This window comes from Actinomyces oris, assembly GCF_001937665.1.
Classification (GTDB): Bacteria; Actinomycetota; Actinomycetes; order Actinomycetales; family Actinomycetaceae; genus Actinomyces; species Actinomyces stomatis.
In genome coordinates, this window is the sequence record NZ_MSKL01000001.1 from 16,986 (window position 1) to 34,129 (window position 17,144).

The 17,144-nt window shown below is 71.6% G+C and carries 17 protein-coding genes; 8 read left to right on the forward strand and 9 right to left on the reverse strand.

Going from position 1 to position 17,144, the window contains the following annotated elements:
• Positions 1-63: 63 nt before the first annotated feature.
• Positions 64-531 carry a molybdenum cofactor biosynthesis protein MoaE gene (locus tag BKH28_RS00065; protein WP_256695401.1) on the forward strand — a complete coding sequence of 156 codons (468 nt, stop codon included), beginning with the start codon at positions 64-66 and terminating at the stop codon, positions 529-531.
• Positions 532-651: 120 nt separating this feature from the next.
• Here the strand turns inward: BKH28_RS00065 and BKH28_RS00070 are convergent, their stop codons facing one another.
• The 3 genes from BKH28_RS00070 to BKH28_RS00080 form a co-directional block, all read right to left on the reverse strand.
• Positions 652-960: a MoaD/ThiS family protein gene (locus tag BKH28_RS00070; RefSeq protein WP_075416918.1), complete on the reverse strand. Its 309-nt coding sequence runs from the start codon at positions 958-960 to the stop codon at positions 652-654.
• Positions 961-984: 24 nt separating this feature from the next.
• On the reverse strand, positions 985-2,214 hold the full coding sequence (gene moaA / locus BKH28_RS00075) for a GTP 3',8-cyclase MoaA (protein ID WP_075416919.1): 1,230 nt from the start codon (positions 2,212-2,214) through the stop codon (positions 985-987).
• Positions 2,215-2,335: 121 nt separating this feature from the next.
• The gene (locus BKH28_RS00080; protein WP_003785642.1) at positions 2,336-2,632 is read right to left on the reverse strand and encodes a DUF2249 domain-containing protein; all 297 of its coding nucleotides are present in this window, start codon (positions 2,630-2,632) and stop codon (positions 2,336-2,338) included.
• A 229-nt stretch (positions 2,633-2,861) separates the two neighbouring features.
• On the opposite strand from BKH28_RS00080, the gene BKH28_RS00085 reads away from it, so the two are divergent.
• From BKH28_RS00085 to BKH28_RS00095, 3 genes are read left to right on the forward strand one after another with little or no spacing between them, the layout of a single operon-like run.
• Positions 2,862-4,091, forward strand: coding sequence for a hypothetical protein (locus tag BKH28_RS00085; protein ID WP_075416920.1), 1,230 nt, complete (start codon positions 2,862-2,864; stop codon positions 4,089-4,091).
• Complete coding sequence (locus tag BKH28_RS00090; protein WP_075416921.1) at positions 4,088-5,443, forward strand: hypothetical protein; 1,356 nt, start codon at positions 4,088-4,090, stop codon at positions 5,441-5,443. Before BKH28_RS00085 ends, BKH28_RS00090 begins: the two co-directional genes overlap by 4 nt.
• Positions 5,440-7,119: a multicopper oxidase domain-containing protein gene (locus BKH28_RS00095; RefSeq protein ID WP_075416922.1), complete on the forward strand. Its 1,680-nt coding sequence runs from the start codon at positions 5,440-5,442 to the stop codon at positions 7,117-7,119. Before BKH28_RS00090 ends, BKH28_RS00095 begins: the two co-directional genes overlap by 4 nt.
• 137 nt (positions 7,120-7,256) lie before the next feature.
• Here the strand turns inward: BKH28_RS00095 and BKH28_RS00100 are convergent, their stop codons facing one another.
• The 5 genes from BKH28_RS00100 to BKH28_RS00120 all read right to left on the reverse strand — a co-directional run bounded on the left by BKH28_RS00100 (position 7,257) and on the right by BKH28_RS00120 (position 13,806).
• Positions 7,257-7,988, reverse strand: a complete 732-nt coding sequence (locus tag BKH28_RS00100) for a helix-turn-helix transcriptional regulator (protein ID WP_075416923.1) — start codon at positions 7,986-7,988, stop codon at positions 7,257-7,259.
• Between the two features lie 259 nt (positions 7,989-8,247).
• Positions 8,248-9,372, reverse strand: coding sequence for a ribosome small subunit-dependent GTPase A (rsgA, locus tag BKH28_RS00105; protein ID WP_075416924.1), 1,125 nt, complete (start codon positions 9,370-9,372; stop codon positions 8,248-8,250).
• The gene (gene aroA, locus BKH28_RS00110) at positions 9,372-10,826 is read right to left on the reverse strand and encodes a 3-phosphoshikimate 1-carboxyvinyltransferase (RefSeq protein ID WP_075416925.1); all 1,455 of its coding nucleotides are present in this window, start codon (positions 10,824-10,826) and stop codon (positions 9,372-9,374) included. Before aroA ends, rsgA begins: the two co-directional genes overlap by 1 nt.
• Positions 10,823-13,099, reverse strand: coding sequence for an NADP-dependent isocitrate dehydrogenase (locus BKH28_RS00115; RefSeq protein ID WP_075416926.1), 2,277 nt, complete (start codon positions 13,097-13,099; stop codon positions 10,823-10,825). The genes aroA and BKH28_RS00115 overlap by 4 nt, the downstream gene beginning before the upstream one ends.
• A gap of 206 nt (positions 13,100-13,305) precedes the next feature.
• The gene (locus tag BKH28_RS00120; RefSeq protein ID WP_075416927.1) at positions 13,306-13,806 is read right to left on the reverse strand and encodes a DoxX family protein; all 501 of its coding nucleotides are present in this window, start codon (positions 13,804-13,806) and stop codon (positions 13,306-13,308) included.
• 344 nt (positions 13,807-14,150) lie between these two features.
• On the opposite strand from BKH28_RS00120, the gene BKH28_RS00125 reads away from it, so the two are divergent.
• The 4 genes from BKH28_RS00125 (at position 14,151) to BKH28_RS00135 (ending at position 16,495) form a co-directional block, all read left to right on the forward strand.
• Positions 14,151-14,819, forward strand: coding sequence for a sigma-70 family RNA polymerase sigma factor (locus tag BKH28_RS00125; RefSeq protein ID WP_075416943.1), 669 nt, complete (start codon positions 14,151-14,153; stop codon positions 14,817-14,819).
• Positions 14,816-15,253 carry a mycothiol system anti-sigma-R factor gene (gene rsrA, locus BKH28_RS00130; RefSeq protein ID WP_075416928.1) on the forward strand — a complete coding sequence of 146 codons (438 nt, stop codon included), beginning with the start codon at positions 14,816-14,818 and terminating at the stop codon, positions 15,251-15,253. The genes BKH28_RS00125 and rsrA overlap by 4 nt, the downstream gene beginning before the upstream one ends.
• 139 nt (positions 15,254-15,392) lie before the next feature.
• On the forward strand, positions 15,393-15,467 hold the full coding sequence (locus tag BKH28_RS13970) for a 50S ribosomal protein bL37 (RefSeq protein WP_370538935.1): 75 nt from the start codon (positions 15,393-15,395) through the stop codon (positions 15,465-15,467).
• A gap of 293 nt (positions 15,468-15,760) precedes the next feature.
• Complete coding sequence (locus BKH28_RS00135; protein WP_075416929.1) at positions 15,761-16,495, forward strand: YczE/YyaS/YitT family protein; 735 nt, start codon at positions 15,761-15,763, stop codon at positions 16,493-16,495.
• Between the two features lie 18 nt (positions 16,496-16,513).
• Here BKH28_RS00135 and BKH28_RS00140 read toward each other — a convergent pair whose 3' ends face one another.
• Complete coding sequence (locus BKH28_RS00140) at positions 16,514-17,107, reverse strand: GDSL-type esterase/lipase family protein (RefSeq protein WP_003785741.1); 594 nt, start codon at positions 17,105-17,107, stop codon at positions 16,514-16,516.
• Positions 17,108-17,144: the final 37 nt, after the last annotated feature.

The following is a 17,144-nucleotide window of genomic DNA, read 5'->3' on the forward strand; positions in this document are numbered from 1 at the left end:
TGGGTATGCTCGCGGCCGACCACCCGATGACGCCCAACCCGGTGCCCAGGACGAGGAGAACCCGTGACGCCCAGCCCCGACCAGCCCAGCCGGCCACTCCCGGCTTCCACGGCCCGCGTGGTACGAGCCGAGGTCACCGAGGCCCCCATCAGCGTCACCGAGCTCGCCGACGCCGTCCAGGACGCCGCCGCCGGCGCCGTCGTCACCTTCGAGGGCGTGGTCCGTAACCACGACGCCGAGCGCGCCGTCACCGGCATCGGCTACTCCTGCCACCCCACGGCCGGCCAGATCGTCGAGCAGATCGCCCAGGACGTGGCCCAGCGGGGTCGGGTGCGCGCCCTCGGCGTCGTCCACCGTGTCGGCGACCTGAGCGTCGGGGAGGCGGCGCTCGCGGTCGCAGTCAGCTCCGACCACCGCGCTGAGGCCTTCGCCGTGTGCAGCGAGATCGTCGAGGAGGTCAAGGAGCGCCTGCCGGTGTGGAAGCGCCAGACCTTCACCGACGGCTCGACCCAGTGGAGCAACATCGCCTGATCGCCCCTCCTTCTTCTTCGCCGAGCCGGCATTCCTCGCGTACCCGGGAAGAAGAACGGTCGAGCGACGCGAAACCTGCCCGGATCGATGCGGGCGCGGTGCGGCATCGTGGTCGCAGACTCACCCTCCGGCGAAGGGAGGGAGCACGTCGACGGCGTCGCCGTCGGTCAAGGGCGTGAGCGAGTCCGCCGGGGTGGAGACCGAGTTGACCAAGAAGCTGCAGATCGGGATGACTCGCGCCATCTCCAGCCCCCTCCCGGCCAGCTGCTCGCGCAGACCCGCCAGCGTTGTGCCCCGGGGCAGGTCCAGACGCTCCTCAGGGCGCCCGACGGCCTCAGCGGCCGCGGCGAAGTAGCGCAGGGTCACGGAGATCTGTTCCGGACCCGCATGCGCGCCCGTCTTGGGGGACAGCTCGGGGGAGGGACTCATCGTGGTGGTTCCTTACGATTCGGGTCAGCCACCGATGGCCGACATGGTGCGCTGCGGGCGGGCGAAGCCGTCGCTCTCGGTCTGGGGGCTGTCCGAGCCGTGCGCGCGGGGCTTGCCCCAGGTGGCCCTGGCCCAGATGCGGATGAGCTCGTCGTCGTCGGCCCCGGCGCGCATGGGGCCGCGCAGGTCGGTCTCGGTGCTGGAGAACAGGCAGGTCATGAGGCGCCCGTCGGCCGTGATGCGGGTCCGGTCGCAGTCCGAGCAGAAGGGGGCGGTGACTGAGGCGATGACGCCCACCGTCCCGGCCGGGTAGTCCTGGCCCGACGCGCTTCCGGCGGCGACGCGCCACAGCGCAGCCGGACGACGGTCCGGACGGCCCACCTCGGTGAGGGTGAATCCGGCCTCCCGCAGCACCTCCAGGATCTGATCGACGCCGACGACGTCCTGGCTGCTCCAGGTCTCGCGCGGTCCCAGCGGCATGTGCTCGATGAACCGCAGCTGCCAGCCACGGCGCAGGCACTCGGCCAGGAGCCGTGGCGCGCGGTGCTCCACGGTGGTGGGCACGGCCACGGCATTGACCTTGATGGGAGCCAGGCCGGCCTCCTGGGCGCCGGCGATCCCCGTCAGGACGTCGGCGAGCCGGTCTCGGCGAGTGATGGCGGCGTAGTCCTGCGGGTCCAGGGAGTCGATGGAGACGTTGACGCGGTCCAGGCCCGCTGCACGCAGTCCGGCGGCCCGCCTCTCCAGCCCCAGGCCGTTCGTGGTCAGGGCGATGTCCGGCTTGACCCCTGTCGACGTCCGGAGCGCGGACAGTGAGCCGATGATCTCCTCCAGGTCCCGACGCAGCAGCGGCTCACCACCGGTCAGCCGGATGCGCTCCACCCCCAGGCGCTCGACGGCGATGCGCCCCAGACGGGTGAGCTCGGCAGTGGTCAGGAGATCCGGGGTGGGCAACCACTGGAGCCCCTGCGCGGGCATGCAGTAGGTGCAGCGCAGGTTGCAGCGGTCCGTGATGGACAGGCGCAGGTCGCGCACGGTGCGCCCGTAGCGGTCGATCAGCTGCTGGGGGACGTCGTCGTCAGCCAGGGCCGGCGGTACCGGGGCCGTCTCCTCGGGGAGGACCGAGCCCGGCGGACCGGGACGTCCAGGTGGCTCGGGTAGCACCGACCGGGTCGTCGGCATGGGCAGGTCCGTGGAGGTCCCACGGATCCTGCCCGTACCGACGACCGCGGCATCGAGCGGTGCTGGCGTCATGCGTCGAGCATATCGGGAGCGCGCCGGTGGCACGGAGTGAGGCCCGATGAGGCCCTGAGCCCATGGCCCAGGGCTCAGAGCCGCGCGTACCTCCCGCCGACCGGCCGTGATGAGGCACCGATCAGGCGGTGCGCAGGATCTCGACGCGGGCGAAGCCCTCGGACTGCTCCAGCAGCGTGTGCTGGAAGGTGAAGGGCAGCTGATCGATCTGGGCCAGCAGCGGGGTGGGCACGTGCGGGGCCACCAGGTCGAAGCCCTCACCGGGGTTCAGGGAGGAGGCGGCACCGATGACCGCGGCGTGGCGCAGACGGTGCGGGATGGCGCGCGCGTCCAGGGTGAGGCGCTCATCGCTGTGCTCGTGGCAGCCGCAGCTGGACTTCTTCTCAGTGACGGGCAGCAGCTCGGGGCTCTCGCTCATAGGGGTCTCCTTCGGAGTGTTTCGTACTGGTGGGCGTGACCTTACTACCACCGCAGGGCCAGCAGGAACGGCCGTCCATCTCCACCGGCACGGCCGTCCGCCTCTAGCGGCGCGACCTGCGCTCCTCAAACCTACCGAAACTTCATCAACGACGCGGAACCGTGTCGTCTGTGACGTTTTTGTTGATATGAGTGCGGGTGTTTCCAGCGCGGTTGGATACGGTTGGGCCGTGGAGACGGACAAGCTGGCAGCGACCGCGCATGCGCAGGTCAAGGCGCACGCCGCCGACGACGCGGCTGACAACGCAGCCGGCCGGCTCGGTCGGGCGCTGACCAGTCGGGTGGCGCCGCGCCTGGTGGCCCTGGCCCTGGGCGCCGCCTGCATCCTCATGGGACTCAACGCCGCTCTCCTGCGCCTCAACCTGCCGGCGCCCATCGACGGGGCCGAGCTGGCGGCGCTTCACGGCCCCCTCATGCTCGTCGGCTTCCTGGGGACCGTCATCGCCCTGGAGCGGGCGGTCGCCGCCCGCGCCCCCTGGGCCTTCCTCGCCCCACTGGGAAGTGCCGCGGGCTGCCTGACCCTCATGGCCGGCGCGCCCGACGTCGTCGGCCGGGGACTCATGACCGGTGCCGCCGGCATTCTGTGCGCCATCTACCTGCGGGTTCACCGGCGAGCCCCCAGCGCCGCCGTCGACGTCGAGGCCATGGGCGCGTCCGCCCTCCTGCTGGGAGACGTCCTGTGGCTGGGTGGCCGCGGCATCGAGGACGTCGTCCCGCTGTGGCTGCTGTTCCCCACGCTCACCATCATCGGCGAGCGCCTGGAGCTGGCCCGCATCGCCTTCCTCGATGAGATGGTGGAGACCGTCGTCGAGGCACTGTCCGGCGCGGCGGTCCTGGGCGCCTGCCTGATGCTGATCGCTCAGGGCTCCTACCTCGTGGTCGGCCCGGCCCTGCTGGGGCTTGCCGTCGTCATGGCCTACTACGACGTCGCCCGGCGCACCGTCCGTGCCGGCGGCGGGGTGCGCTTCATGGCGGCCTCCATGCTCGCCGGCTATGTGTGGCTCGCCGTCGCTGGGGCGGTCTGGTCACTGTGGGGCCTGAAGGGGCTGAACGGAGCCGCCTACGAGATCGTCATCCACTGCATCACGGTGGGCTTCGCCTTCTCCATGATCCTGGCCCACGCCCCGGTCATCATCCCCGCGATCGTCCACCGCTCCCTGCCCTACCACCGGCTCATGTGGCTGCCCTACGTTCTGCTGCACGCCGGCCTGGTGGTGCGCGTCGCGGGCCTGCTGGCGGAGGCCTCCGTGATCTGGAAGGTCGGCGGTGCCGTGGGGGTGGCGGCGATCCTCGTCTTCATGGTCCTCACCCTGGGACGCGTCCTGACCTCCGGCAGCATCCGCCAGGCCACTGGGCGCCGGCGCCCACAGCCTGAGCGGGGAAAGGCCGTGACGCCATGACTCTGTCCGTCGGCTCCCCGGCGGCCCGGTCCGGCAGCCCGGGCCGCCCCGCCAAGAAGCCCTCCCGGCGCACCACCCAGGTGCGTCGCAACGCCCTCGTCATGGCCTGGTTGCTCACCGCTGCGGTCCTGGCGGCCCTGACCATCGTGGGCCCCCTGTCCTCCTGGGGCACCTGGCTGCCCCTGCACGCCCTGCTCCTGGGCGGGATCGGCAGCGCCATCACCATCTGGTCGGCCCACTTCGCCGACACCCTCCTGCACCGCCCGGCCCTGGGCGGCGCAGCCCTCCTGGACGCGCGCCTCTACGCCCACAGCCTCGGCACCGCCGTCGTACTCACCGGCATCACCATGGGCCAGCAGGTGGTGGCGCTCATCGGGGCGGTCATCGTCATGGCCCAGGCCATTGCCGGTGTCGTGGCCATCACCGTGCAGTACCGGCGCGCCATCGCCCCACGCCTGGCGGCCCTGGCCGTCCACTACGCCGTCGCCCTGGTCCTGCTGGCCACCGGTGCGCTCCTTGGCTTCCTCATCTCCTGGTCCAACGCCCGCGGACGCTCCGGCCTGGCCGACGGCTTCTACCTGGCCCACACGACCACCATGCTGCTGGGCTTCGTGGGCACCACGGTCCTGGGCACGCTCACCGTCCTGTGGCCCACGATGCTGCGCACCCCCATGGAGCCGGTCGCGCCGCGCTGGACCACCCGCGGTCTGCCCTACCTCGTGGGCGGCACCGCGCTCGTGGCCGCCTGCGGGCTGTGGCCGCCCCTGGCGGGCCTGGGCACCCTGGTCTACCTCGGTGGTGCCTGCGGAGTCCTCGTGCCCGCGTACCGAACCGCGCGCCGGGTCCCGCCGACCTCCTTCGCCACGGCCTCCGCCACGGCCTCGGTGGCCTGGTTCGTCGGCTGTGTCGCCGTCCTGGGGGCCCGCATGGCACTGGCCGATGACGCCGCCGCCGCCCGCCAGGTCATTCACGCCCTGCGTCTGCCCCTGGGGGCCGGCTTCGCCCTCCAGATCCTCGTGGCGGCCCTGAGCTACCTCACCCCGGTGATGCTCGGCGGCGGCCCTGCGGCCACGCGGGCCACCAACGCGATCATGGACCGCTGCGCCGCCTACCGGGTCACCGCCGCCAACGCCTGCCTCCTGCTGGCGCTCAGCCCGGGCGTGCCCTGGCAGGTGCGCGTCGTCGCCGGAGCCCTGGCCGCGCTGGTGACCTCCTACCTGCTGGTGGGCATGATCCTCAGCCTGCACGAGCTCTCCCGCCGCAAGCGCACGCCACGCACCCCGGCCGACGCCGCCCCCACCTCCGACCCCGCGGACCGCCGGTCCGCCCAGCCCCGAAGGGGAACCCGATGACGAAGACGCCCGACGCGCAGGCACCATCCCCCGATGAGGCCGCCGCTTCTGAGGACGCTGCTGCAGGCGCCCCTCAGGACACCGCTGCCAACGGAACCGCGAACAGTGACGCCAGCAGTGCTTCTCCGGCTCTAGGCGATGCCGCTGCCGGGCACGCCGGGACGAGCACCGACAAGCCCGAGGCCGCCCACCGCCGCGCGGTGACGGCCGGTACGGCCCCCGCCATCGACCGCAGCCGACGCCCCCTGCCTGGTGGGGCCGGTTCGACGGCGGGAGGCGGGGCCACCGCGTCGTCGTCGAGCGGCCTGCTCCAGTCCGCCGACCGCCGTGGCATCCTCATGGGACTGCTCACCGCGGGAGCGGCCGTCGTCGTAGGAAGCGTCATCGGCAACCGGGGCCAGGGCGGAGGCACTCAGGACGTCGCGCCCACCGGCAACACCGTCAACGCCACCATCAAGGTGGAGGGGCTGCGGTTCGTACCGGACACGGTCGACGTCACCCCCGGCGACCGGCTCGTCATCACCCTGGACAACACCGCCGACCAGGTCCATGACCTCGTCCTGGCCACCGGCCAGACCACCGGCCGCGTCGCCGCCAGAGCCAAGGGCACTCTTGACGCCGGCGTCGTTTCCGGGCCGATCGAGGGCTGGTGCTCCATCGCCGGCCACCGCGCCCAGGGCATGGTCTTCCACGTCACCGCAGGCGGGGCGGCCGCCGGCGGCCACCAGCACGGCGGCGGCCAGGGCAGGCAGGTCAGCTCCGGCAATGACGCGGTCCCCGACTACTCCGCCCATCTGCCCGCCGACTTCAAGGCCTTCGACGCCGCTCTGCCGCCCGCCCCGAGCAGCCCCGACGGCGGCCCCATGACCCACCGGCACACCTTCACCGTCAAGGAGCAGGTCATGCAGGTCGGGGCCGGTGTCACCCAACGGCGCCTGACCTTCAACGGGCAGGTCCCCGGCCCCGTCCTGCGCGGCAAGGTGGGGGACACCTTCGAGATCACCCTGATCAACGACGGCACGATGAGCCACTCCCTCGACTTCCACGCCGGGATCACCCCGCCCGACAAAGCGATGCGCTCGATCAACCCCGGGGAGTCCCTCGTCTACACCTTCAAGGCCCAGCACTCGGGGATCTGGCTCTACCACTGCTCCACCTCGCCGATGAGTCTGCACCTGGCCGCCGGCATGCACGGGGCCGTCATCATCGATCCGCCGGGACTGCCGGCCGTGGACCGCGAGTACGTCATCGTCGCCTCCGAGGTCTACCTCGGTCCCGAGGGCGGCGAGCCCAGCACTGACAAGATCGCAGCCAAGACCCCCGACCTCATGACCTTCAACGGGGTGGCCTTCCAGTACCACCAGCAGCCGCTCAAGGCCAAAGTGGGTGAGCGCGTGCGCTTCTGGGTCATGGCTGCCGGGCCCTCCCTGCCGACGTCGTTCCACGCCGTTGGCCTGCAGTTCGACCAGGTCTTCTTCGAGGGGGCCTGGACCCTCGGCGGCCCGAGCCGGATCGGCAACGCCTGGTCCGGTGGCTCCCAGGCCCTCGGCCTGCAGCCGGCGCAGGGCGGATTCGTGGAGTGCGTCGCCTCCGAACCGGGCCACTACGTGTTCGTGACGCACTCCTTCGCCGACATGGAGAAGGGCGCTCACGGCGTCCTGGAGGTCAGTGCCTGAGCCGCGGACACCTCAGTCCACGGCTTGGAGCGCCACTGAACGCCGCTTCGGCCCCGGGCGACTGTGCCCGGGGCCGAAGCCTTGCGATCTCAGAAGTGGTGGATGGATGGACGGATGGTGCTGTCGGAGCCGCGCGGTCAGGCGACGTCGGCGTGGACAACCTTGAGGTCAGGCTCCTCGTGGATGGGCTGAGCAGAGCCGATCTGGCAGCCGTCAGGCCCGTTGGGCAGGAACTTGAGGCGCTCGTAGGCGGCCGGGTCGGGGCCGACGACGGCCCGTAGGAAACCCTCGTGCATGGTGCACACCAGGTCGCGCGGCCGGTGGTTGCGCGTGATGAGCGGGCAGGAGCGCAGGACGACGGTGTCGCCGGAGACCTCCGGGGCGAAGCCCATGACCGCCAGGTAGGGGATCAGGGCGGTGACCCGGTCCACCTGCTCGCCGTCGACCGTGGGCTCGGCAACGGTTCCGGGGGTCAGCTCTGCCCAGCGACGACCGATCTCCAGAGCGGTGGCGCGGGCTTCCTCGCCCTCGCCCAGGGTGTCGGCGATCGCGTCGAGCAGCAGCAGGTAGGCGTCGACCATCTGCTGGGGGTCGGGTGCCGTTGAGGCGTAGCGCAGGGCCGGGCGGCCCCGCTTGCCCGTCGGCTTGGTGGACACCGTGACGAATCCGGCGTCAACCAGGGCGTCGAGGTGCTCACGGACAGTGTTGTGGTGCAGGTTGAGGGCGCTGGCGACCTGAACGGCCGTCATCGCGTCGTTGGAAGCCTCCACGACCTCCAGGACGCGCCGGCGCGCCGCAGAGAGGTTGGCGCGTGCGGACAGGTCGCCCAGGGCGGGGCGTGGGAGCGGAGGAGTCGGACGGTTGTGCATGTCATGAGACTAACGCGCTTTCGCTTGTGGGAACCGTCAAAATCGGTCTGTAGTTGAATCCTGCAACGGCTCTGTGATGTGAGTTTTAGCACACGGTGTCCAATAGCGAGTCCGTTGAAACGTGAAAAAACCCAGTACTGACGCCGTTTCTGCCGGGTCGTCGCCCGTTGTCGGGGCAAACGACCCTCAGAGTTAAGGATCGCGCTGTCGACGAAACCGTGACGCTCCCGGAAGGGCTACGCCCGTGCCCAGGCGTGCTTCAGGGGCGGGTGGGGTCCTCGGCCTCCAGTGAGGGCGCCAGCAGCCGGCGGAAGGACTCCACCCGCGCGCGCCGCTCCTCGGGGGTGGCGGAGGTTCCCGATGCGGCCGGCCCATCTGCCGCGCTCGCCCACCTGTCCAGGGCGCAGTCGACGACGCCGTCCTCGTGGGTGCACCCGCGCGGGCAGTCCTCGGCCACGGAGGCCAGATCCGGGAAGCCCCGCAGGACGTCGGCGCTGCCGACGTGGGAAACCCCGAAGGAACGCACGCCGGGGGTGTCGATGACCCAACCGCCCCCGGGCAGCTCGAGGGCCTGAAGACTGGTGGAGGTGTGGCGGCCTCGGCCGGTGACCTCGTTGACGTGTCCTGTGGCGCGGTCGGCTCCGGGCACGAGTGCGTTGATGAGCGTGGACTTGCCGACCCCGGAGTGGCCCACGAGGACCGAGGATGCGCCGTTGAGCGCCTGGCGGACCGCCTCGACGCCGTCGTCGGGTCGCTCGTCGTCGGCGCCGGTCTGGGAGGGGCCGGCCCCGGGGCCGTGGGGGCTCAGTCGTGTGGCCAGGCAGCGCACGCCCAGGGGGCTGTAGAGACTCGTCAACGGGGCGGCGTCGGCCAGGTCGGTCTTGGTGAGCACGATGAGCGGCTCCATGCCGGCGTCGTAGGCGGCCACGAGGTAGCGGTCGATCATGCGCGGGCGCGGCTCGGGGTCGGTCACGGCGGTGACGATGACGAGCTTGTGCGCGTTGGCGACGATCGCCCTCTCGGTGCCGGCGGCGTCCCCGTCCTCGGCGCTGCGGCGCAGCAGGGTGGTGCGCTCCTCGATGCGGACCATGCGCGCCAGGGTGCCTTTGCGGCCGCTGGTGTCTCCGACGACGGCGACCCGGTCGCCGACGACGACCTTGCCCCGACCCAGCTCGCGGGCCTTCATGGCGGTGATGTTGCCGCTGGAGTCCTCGGTGAGGCCCGGCTCGTCCAGGCGGATGCGGTAGTGGCCGCGGTCGATGCGGGTGACCATGCCCAGCGCCGCGTCGGCGTGGCTGGGGCGCTGCTTGGTGCGCGGGCGCGAGCCCCGACCGGGGCGGACCCTCACGCGCGGGTCGTCGGTGCCGATGTCGCGGCGGGCCATCAGGCGCCATCTCCCGGAGTGGTCGGCTCAAGGCGCGATTCAGGGGCCGGTCCGGTGCCGCCCTCACCGGCGGCGGTGGCCAGCATGGCGGCCCACAGGCTTTCAAAGCCGGGGAGCGTCTTGGAGGTGCACTCGACGTCGTCCAGGCTCACCCCGTCCACGCTCAGGCCGATGATGGCGGCGAAGGTGGCCATCCGGTGGTCGGCGTAGGAGTGCAGGGCGGCGCCGTGCAACGGGGCGGGGCGGATGATGAGCCCGTCGTCGCTCTCCTCGGCGTCCCCGCCCAGGAGGCGGATCTGGGTCGCCAGGGCCGCCAGGCGGTCGGTCTCGTGCCCGCGCAGGTGCGCGATGCCGGTGAGGCTGCTGGTATGGCCCTGGGCCCCGGCGAGGGTGGCCAGAGCCGCCACCGTGGGGGCCAGCTCGCCGACGTCGGACAGGTCCGCGTGGATCCCGGTCAGCCGCCCGGTGCCGCGGGCCTCGAGCGCCCCGTCAGCGAGTGTCACCTCGCCACCCAGACGGGGGAGGAGCTCGCGCCAGGCGTCCCCGGCCTGGGTCGTGGCCGCCGGCCAGTGGGGGACGCTGACCCGGCCTCCGGCCACGAGGGCGGCCGCCAGGAAGGGCCCGGCGTTGGACAGGTCCGGCTCGATCGTCACCTGCCCGCCGCGGGGGCGGCCGGGGTGGATCCGCCAGGTGCGCTCGCCGTCGCCGGCCCCGGGGGCGGGCTCGTCAACGGCGATGCCCCGCTCGCGCAGTGTCGCCACCGTCATGGCCACATGAGTCAGCGAGGGCACCGGCCCGGTGGGGGTGAGCTCCAGGCCGCCGGGCAGGAGGGCGCCCAGGAGCAGGAGGGCGGAGACGAACTGGGAGGAGGCCGAGCCGTCGACCGTCACTCGGGTGTTCCGGGCTCGCAGGAGTGCGCCGTCGCCGGGGCCGATGCGCACAGGCAGGAAGCCGGGCTCACCGAGGTGGGTCACTTCCGCGCCCAGGGCGGCCAGCGCGTCGAGCAGAGGCGCCATGGGGCGGCGCCGGGCGGCCTCGTCCCCGTCGAAGACGACCGGGGTGTCGGCCAGGGCGGCCAGCACGGGCACGAAACGCATGACGGTCCCGGCCAGGCCGACGTCGATACGGCCGACGCCGTCGGGTCCGGCCTGCACTCGCAGCGGCAGGGGAGCCGGCGTGACGCGTAGCCGCGTGCCGGTCTCGTCAAGGTCCTCGAAGCGGGCGCCGAGCACGCTCAAGGCGGCGAGCATGAGCTCGGTGTCGCGCGAGCGCAGGAGCCCGCTGAGCGTCATCTGCGCGTCGGCAACGGCGGCCAGGAGCAGGGCCCGGGCACTGAGCGACTTCGACCCCGGCAGCTCCACGACGGCGTCCAGCGCCCCGGTCGCCACCGGTGCCCGCCACGGCTCGGCGGATCTACCTGAGGAGGCCGGGGTGGTGCCGGGGGCGTGGGTCATACGAGGGCCTCGATGACCGCGTTGAGGGTGGTCGAGGGGCGCATGGCGGCATCGGTCAGGGCCTGGTCGGGACGGTAGTAGCCGCCGATGTCCACCGGGGAGCCCTGGACGTCCAGGAGCTCGGCCTGGATCGTGTCGTTGAAGGCCTCGAGCTGCTGGGCGATCGGGGAGAAGACGGCGGCGAGCTCGGGGCTGGTCTCCTGCCCGGCCAGCTCGCGGGCCCAGTACAGGGCCAGCCAGGCGTGCGAGCCGCGGTTGTCGATCTGTCCCAGGCGGCGCGCCGGTGAACGATTCTCCTCCAGCAGCAGGGCCGTGGCGGCCTCCAGGGCATCGGCCAGGACCTCGGCGCGCTCGTTGCCACTGACCTGGGCCACGTGGTGGAAGGCCTCCGCCAGGGCCAGGAACTCGCCCAGGGAGTCCCAGCGCAGGTAGTCCTCCTCGAGCAGCTGGCGCACGTGCTTGGGTGCCGAGCCCCCGGCCCCGGTCTCATACAGGCCGCCGCCGTTCATCAGCGGCACCACCGAGAGCATCTTGGCGCTCGTGCCCAGCTCGAGGATGGGGAAGAGGTCCGTGTTGTAGTCGCGCAGCACGTTGCCGGTCACCGAGATCGTGTCCTCGCCGCGGCGGGCGCGCTCCAGGGACAGGCGCGTGGCCGCCACCGGGTCCAGGACGCGGATGTCCAGGCCCTCGGTGTCCTCCTCTGCCAGGTAACGGTGCACCAGGTCGATGAGGACGGCGTCGTGGCCACGCTCGGGGTCCAGCCAGAAGACGGCCGGGGCACCGGTGGCCCGGGCCCGCGTGACCGCCAGGTGCACCCAGTCGCGGATGGGGGCGTCCTGGGTGGTGCAGGCCCGCCAGATGTCGCCGGCCGCCACCTCGTGGGACAGCAGTACCGCACCGGGCTCGGCGCCCGCGCCCTCGACCACGACGACCTCGACGGTGCCGTCGGCCGGGATGAGGAAGGTCTTGTCGTGGCTGCCGTACTCCTCGGCCTTGCGGGCCATGAGGCCCACATTGGGCACCGAGCCCATGGTGGCCGGGTCCAGGGCCCCGTGGGTGCGGCAGTCCTCGATGACGGTCTGGTAGACCCCGGCGTAGGAGGAGTCCGGGATGACGGCGAGCGTGTCCGCGGTCTGGCCGTCCGGTCCCCACAGGTGGCCGCCGGCACGGATCATGGCGGGCATGGAGGCATCGATGATGACGTCACTGGGCACGTGCAGGTTCGTGATGCCGCGGTCGGAGTCCACCATGGACAGACGGGGCCCGGCGGCGAGCTCGGCCTTGATGGCTGCGCGGATCTCCTCACCCTGGGGTAGCGAGTCCAGGCCCGCCAGGATCGAGGCCAGCCCGTCCTCGGCGCGCAGACCCGCCTCGGCCAGTACCCGCCCGTAGGTGGAGAAGACGCCCGGAAGGGCGGCGCGCACCGCGTGACCGAAGATGATCGGGTCGGAGACCTTCATCATCGTGGCCTTGAGGTGCACCGACAGCAGCAGGTCCTCATCCTTGGCGGCGGCCACCTGTCGGGTGAGGAACTCGTCCAGGGCGGCGGCGCTCATGAAGGTGGCGTCCACAACCTCCCCGGCCGTCACCGGCAGCGACTCCCGCAGGACGAGCGGCTCGCCGCCGTCGGCCGGGCGCAACCGGATCTGCAGGGTGCCGGCCTCGGGGACGACGACGCTGCGCTCGTTGCGCCGGAAGTCGCCCGATCCCATCGTGGCCACGCGGGTGCGCGACTCAGGTGACCAGGCCCCCATCGAGTGCGGGTGGGAGCGGGCGTAGGCCTTGACGGCCGCCGGGGCGCGCCGGTCCGAGTTGCCCTCGCGCAGGACGGGGTTGACGGCGCTGCCCTTGACGGCGTCGTAGGCGGCGCGGGCCTCCTGCTCGGCGGGCGTGGCAGGGGAGTCGGGGTAGTCGGGGATCTCGTGGCCCAGGGCCTGGAGCTCGGCGATGGCGGCCTTGAGCTGAGGCAGGGAGGCCGAGATGTTGGGCAGCTTGATGATCGTGGCCGCCGGCGACTGGGTGAGCTCACCCAGGCGGGCCAGGTCGTCGTCGGCCAGGGAGAAGGCCGCCAGAATGCGTCCCGCCAACGAGATGTCCGCCGTGCCCACGCTCACGCCCGCCCGCTGGGCGAAACCGCGCACGATCGGCAGGAAGGAGTGGGTCGCCAGCATCGGGGCCTCGTCGGTCCAGGTGTAGACGATGTCGGGCTCCGCAGTCTGTTCCGACTGGGTCGACTGGCTGGCCTGAGCCTGCTGGGCGGACTGGACGGTCATGAGTGCTCCCTGCGTGTCGATGACGTGTCTGCGCGTGGTGGTGAGGTGGTGCGGGCGCGTCAGGGCGCCGCGACCGGTCGGCGGTCGACCGGGGTGAGAGTAGCCGCCGCCTGTGACGCCCAGGTGACGGCTGCCGGGGCGTTTGGAATGGTGACGGGCCGACGGCGGACCCGGGCCTGGCGCCGACGGGTTCCGACTCAGGCGACTCAGGCGGTCACGTAGCGCTGCTGGACGGCTTGCTGAGCTGCCTGCAGCGCCTCACGCTGCTGGCGGGCGTTACGCACCTGCCAGGCCAGGGACGGCCTGCCCTGGCGGTCGACGGCGGCCAGCGCGAGCCCGGCTCCCAGAGCGGCCCCGCGCAGCAGCCCGGAGAGGGCCTCCTTGCGGGCCTGCGTCCCCTTGACCGCCCAGACGGGGTTGTTGACCACGGTGAGAGGCACGTTGAGGGCGGCCAGGATGGTGGCGTTCGTCCGGGGGGCCCGGCCGGCGGCCAGCCCCAGTCCGGCCACGAGGCTCACGGCACCCGAGGCGCGGGTGAGCAGCCGGGCGTCGGAGGTCAGCACCGGTGGCAGACCGGCCCGCTCCAGCGTGGGGGCGACCTTCTCGAACTTCTCCACGTGGCGCGACGGGCGCACCAGGGCGTCGAGTCCATCGACGATGAAGGGCGCAGCGAGCATGGGGCGGGCGAAGGAGCGCAGAATGTTCATGCCCCCATCCTGACCTACGTGGGCGGCTCGGGCCAGCAATATCGGCGCTCGAACGTGGCGCGTGCCTCGCTGAACGCCGACGGGGAATGAATCCGGGGCGCCATCGTGTTGGCCGGGACATGAGCACTCAGCAGCCGACCGCGTCGTCGTTGAGCCGGACCGCCCGCCGGCGGGGCGCACCGCCGAGCGGGCCACGAGGTCGCCATGAGCGACCCGGCCGGCAGGACGGGCACCGTCGGCACCGCGGCCTGCCGGGGCGAGCCGCCACGATGACCAGAACGATGACCGAGGCTCTCGGCGCAGGTGAGGCCGAGGACCCCTGGAGCACGTTAGGCTCATGGATGATGACGGACATCGACGACCACACAGATGAGATCGCCCTGGACGAGGCGATCGATCCGGGCGATGGCGCGCACAGTCTGGACCGGGCTCCGGCCGGTGAGGACGAGGCCGCCCGGGCCGCCCGCTTCGAGGCCGAGGCCCTGCCCTACCTGGACCAGATCTACGGTGCCGCCCTGCGCATGACCCGCAACCGGGCCGATGCCGAGGACCTCGTGCAGGACACCTACGCCAAGGCCTTCGGCTCCTTCCACCAGTACCGGCCCGGCACCAACCTCAAGGCCTGGCTCTACCGGATCCTGACCAACACCTTCATCAACTCCTACCGCAAGAAGCAGCGCGAGCCGCTCCAGTCCGACGCGGAGGCGGTCGAGGACTGGCAGCTGCACCGGGCCGCCTCCCACGACTCGGTGGGCCTGCCCAGTGCGGAGAACCTCGCCCTGGACTCCCTGCCGGACTCCGACATCAAGGACGCCCTGGGCCAGCTCACCGAGGACCGCCGCCTGGCCGTCTACCTGGCTGACGTGGAGGGCTTCTCCTACAAGGAGATCGCCGAGATCATGGACACGCCCATCGGCACCGTCATGTCCCGGCTGCACCGAGGGCGCCGCCAGCTGCGTGACCTGCTGGCCGACTACGCACGAGAGTACGGATACGGGGAGGAGGAGAAATGAGAGACCGCATGGAACCGGGAGCCAACGGCGGCAAGAGCGCCGAGCCCACCAAGAACCCCCAGACAGCAGACGGTTCCCAGGACTGCTCCTGCGCCGAGGCCCGCGCCCACCTGGAGGCCTTCCTCGACCGCGAGTGCACCGCCGACCTCGCCGAGCGCCTCGCCCAGCATGTGGCCTCCTGCTCGCACTGCTCGCGCCTCGCCGACGCCGAGACCCATCTGCGGGAGATCCTGCGCTCGCGGTGTGCCGAGCAGGCCCCTCCCGAGCTGCGCGCCCGGGTCCTGGGGCGCCTGTCGGCCCTGCGCACCACCGCGGTGAGCGTGACGACGACGTCGACCACGACCCGGACCCAGGCCTCCGCCTCCGGGCAGGTCGTGCGTGTCGTGGAGTCCCGGGTCGAGTCCTCACGGACCGTCCGCTTCGAGCGCGACTGAGGGTGCGGCGGCAGCGACGTGTGGTCGCCTTCACCGGCTGGTCGGCGGCACGAGACTGGCCGGGGCGCGTCGCCGTGTGCGAGAATCAGCGGCGTTCCGTGCCCCCTCGTGGGGCGAGTCAAGACACGAGGAGGCAGTGATGAGCAAGCGCGGTCGTAAGCGTCGTGCACGCGCCAAGTCCAGCGCCAACCACGGCAAGCGTCCCAACGCCTGAGCCGGGTAGCGCGCCGAGCGCAACGCCCTGAGACATAACAGACGTCGGCCGGTCACCACTGCGGTGACCGGCCGACGTCGTTCTTGAGCCGTTCCGGAACCGCCCTGGTCAGGCGCCGGTTTGCGCTCCCAGCCTGGGGCCTACGGCCTTGACGGTGATGAGACGCTGAGGTGTGAGCCGCGGAACACAGCCTGATTCGTGGTGAGGGGCACTGTTCAACCTCTCATCGAGGAACCCGGTGGTGTCTCGTAGGTATGGCCTTGCCGGCTCCTCCTCAACGACGGCGGTGTGACATGAACCTGAGGACCCTGACAGCACCAGACCAGTGGACACTCTCTGACAACTCGCTCCTGCGGCGCATCCTCGTGTGCTTCCTGGGGGAGGTGATCACGGCAGTCGGGATCGCGATCTGCCTGGAGGGCAAGAGCGGCGTCGACCCGTTCACCGCCTTCCTCCAGGGCATCTCCCACGTCTCTGGGATCTCCTTCGCGGCGATCGTCCCGATCGTCAACATCATCATGCTGATCCTCGTCTTCCCCTTCGACCGGTCCATCTTCGGCCTGGGGACGGTCATCAACTTCACCGTCGTGGGTGTCCTCGTGGACCACTTCCGCCCGATCTACCGCAGCTTCTTCCACGTCGAGTACTCCGTCGGCAGCATGCTCCTCCACCTGGCGATCGGGTTGCCGCTGTTCTGCCTGGGAGTCTCCATGTACATCACCTGCGACCTGGGCCAGTGCCCCTATGACGGGATCGCTCCCTCGCTCAGGCGGCACTTCCCGCGCTACAGCTACCGCGCCTACCGGCTGGTCCAGGACATCATCACGATCTTCCTGGCCCTGCTCCTGATCAGGTTCGACCTCTCACTGGGCATCGTCGCCCTGGGCACGGTCATCATGGGCTTCTTCATCGGCCCCATCGTCGGTTTCTTCAACAACCACGTCTCCAACCGCCTGGTGGGGATCAGCGGCGACATCTTCGCCGTCTCCGAGTCGTCGTCTGACGAAGGCTCCCCGGCGCCTGCCTGACCGGCGGGTATCGAGGCTTCAGGACTCGGGGCGCTCGACGCCGAGCCACTCGTACCAGCCGCGGTGCAGGACCAGCCAGGCCAGCAGACCGTAGCCGGCCTGGCCCGGGTGCGTGCCGCCGGCGGCGGCGACGTCGGCCGTCCACTGCTCGTGGTTGCGCAGCGGCTCGAAGGCGTCCACGTAGGGCACGTTGCGCCGCAGGCACACCTCCTCGGCGGCCTGGGACAGCTGGGCGGTGGCATCGGGATCGGCCTCCGGCAGGGGAGGGGGACCGACGACGAAGCACTCGCGGTGGTCGGAGGCGGCGGTGTCGAGGATGTTGGCCAGGGCCAGGCGGGAGCGGGCGTAGGAGATGCCGGCGAGCACGTCGGCCACGCCCAGCCCCACGACGAGCCGGTTGATGCCGGTGTGCGTGGAGCGCCGGGCCACCTCGGGACCCCAGCGGTCGGACATCTGCGCTGTTGTCTCACCGGGAACCGCCAGCGAGGTCCACAGGATGTCGGCGTCCCGCGGAGTGCGGGCCATGACCCGGCCCGTCCATCCCAGGGCGCGCCCGTCACCATGACCGGCCACCAGCTCGTCGCCGATGAAGCTCAGCCTCGTCTCACGCATGACAGCGCCTCCTCATGCCTCATGATCCCTCATGCTG

What these genes read in the sequence shown, in the direction of transcription:
- BKH28_RS00070 (WP_075416918.1), bottom strand. Translation starts at nt 960, where the DNA reads ATGAGTCCCTCCCCCGAGCTGTCCCCCAAGACGGGCGCGCATGCGGGT.
- moaA (WP_075416919.1), bottom strand. Translation starts at nt 2,214, where the DNA reads ATGACGCCAGCACCGCTCGATGCCGCGGTCGTCGGTACGGGCAGGATC.
- BKH28_RS00080 (WP_003785642.1), bottom strand. Translation starts at nt 2,632, where the DNA reads ATGAGCGAGAGCCCCGAGCTGCTGCCCGTCACTGAGAAGAAGTCCAGC.
- BKH28_RS00090 (WP_075416921.1), top strand. Translation starts at nt 4,088, where the DNA reads ATGACTCTGTCCGTCGGCTCCCCGGCGGCCCGGTCCGGCAGCCCGGGC.
- BKH28_RS00095 (WP_075416922.1), top strand. Translation starts at nt 5,440, where the DNA reads ATGACGAAGACGCCCGACGCGCAGGCACCATCCCCCGATGAGGCCGCC.
- BKH28_RS00100 (WP_075416923.1), bottom strand. Translation starts at nt 7,988, where the DNA reads ATGCACAACCGTCCGACTCCTCCGCTCCCACGCCCCGCCCTGGGCGAC.
- rsgA (WP_075416924.1), bottom strand. Translation starts at nt 9,372, where the DNA reads ATGGCCCGCCGCGACATCGGCACCGACGACCCGCGCGTGAGGGTCCGC.
- aroA (WP_075416925.1), bottom strand. Translation starts at nt 10,826, where the DNA reads ATGACCCACGCCCCCGGCACCACCCCGGCCTCCTCAGGTAGATCCGCC.
- BKH28_RS00115 (WP_075416926.1), bottom strand. Translation starts at nt 13,099, where the DNA reads ATGACCGTCCAGTCCGCCCAGCAGGCTCAGGCCAGCCAGTCGACCCAG.
- BKH28_RS00120 (WP_075416927.1), bottom strand. Translation starts at nt 13,806, where the DNA reads ATGAACATTCTGCGCTCCTTCGCCCGCCCCATGCTCGCTGCGCCCTTC.
- BKH28_RS00125 (WP_075416943.1), top strand. Translation starts at nt 14,151, where the DNA reads ATGACGGACATCGACGACCACACAGATGAGATCGCCCTGGACGAGGCG.
- rsrA (WP_075416928.1), top strand. Translation starts at nt 14,816, where the DNA reads ATGAGAGACCGCATGGAACCGGGAGCCAACGGCGGCAAGAGCGCCGAG.
- BKH28_RS00135 (WP_075416929.1), top strand. Translation starts at nt 15,761, where the DNA reads ATGAACCTGAGGACCCTGACAGCACCAGACCAGTGGACACTCTCTGAC.
- BKH28_RS00140 (WP_003785741.1), bottom strand. Translation starts at nt 17,107, where the DNA reads ATGCGTGAGACGAGGCTGAGCTTCATCGGCGACGAGCTGGTGGCCGGT.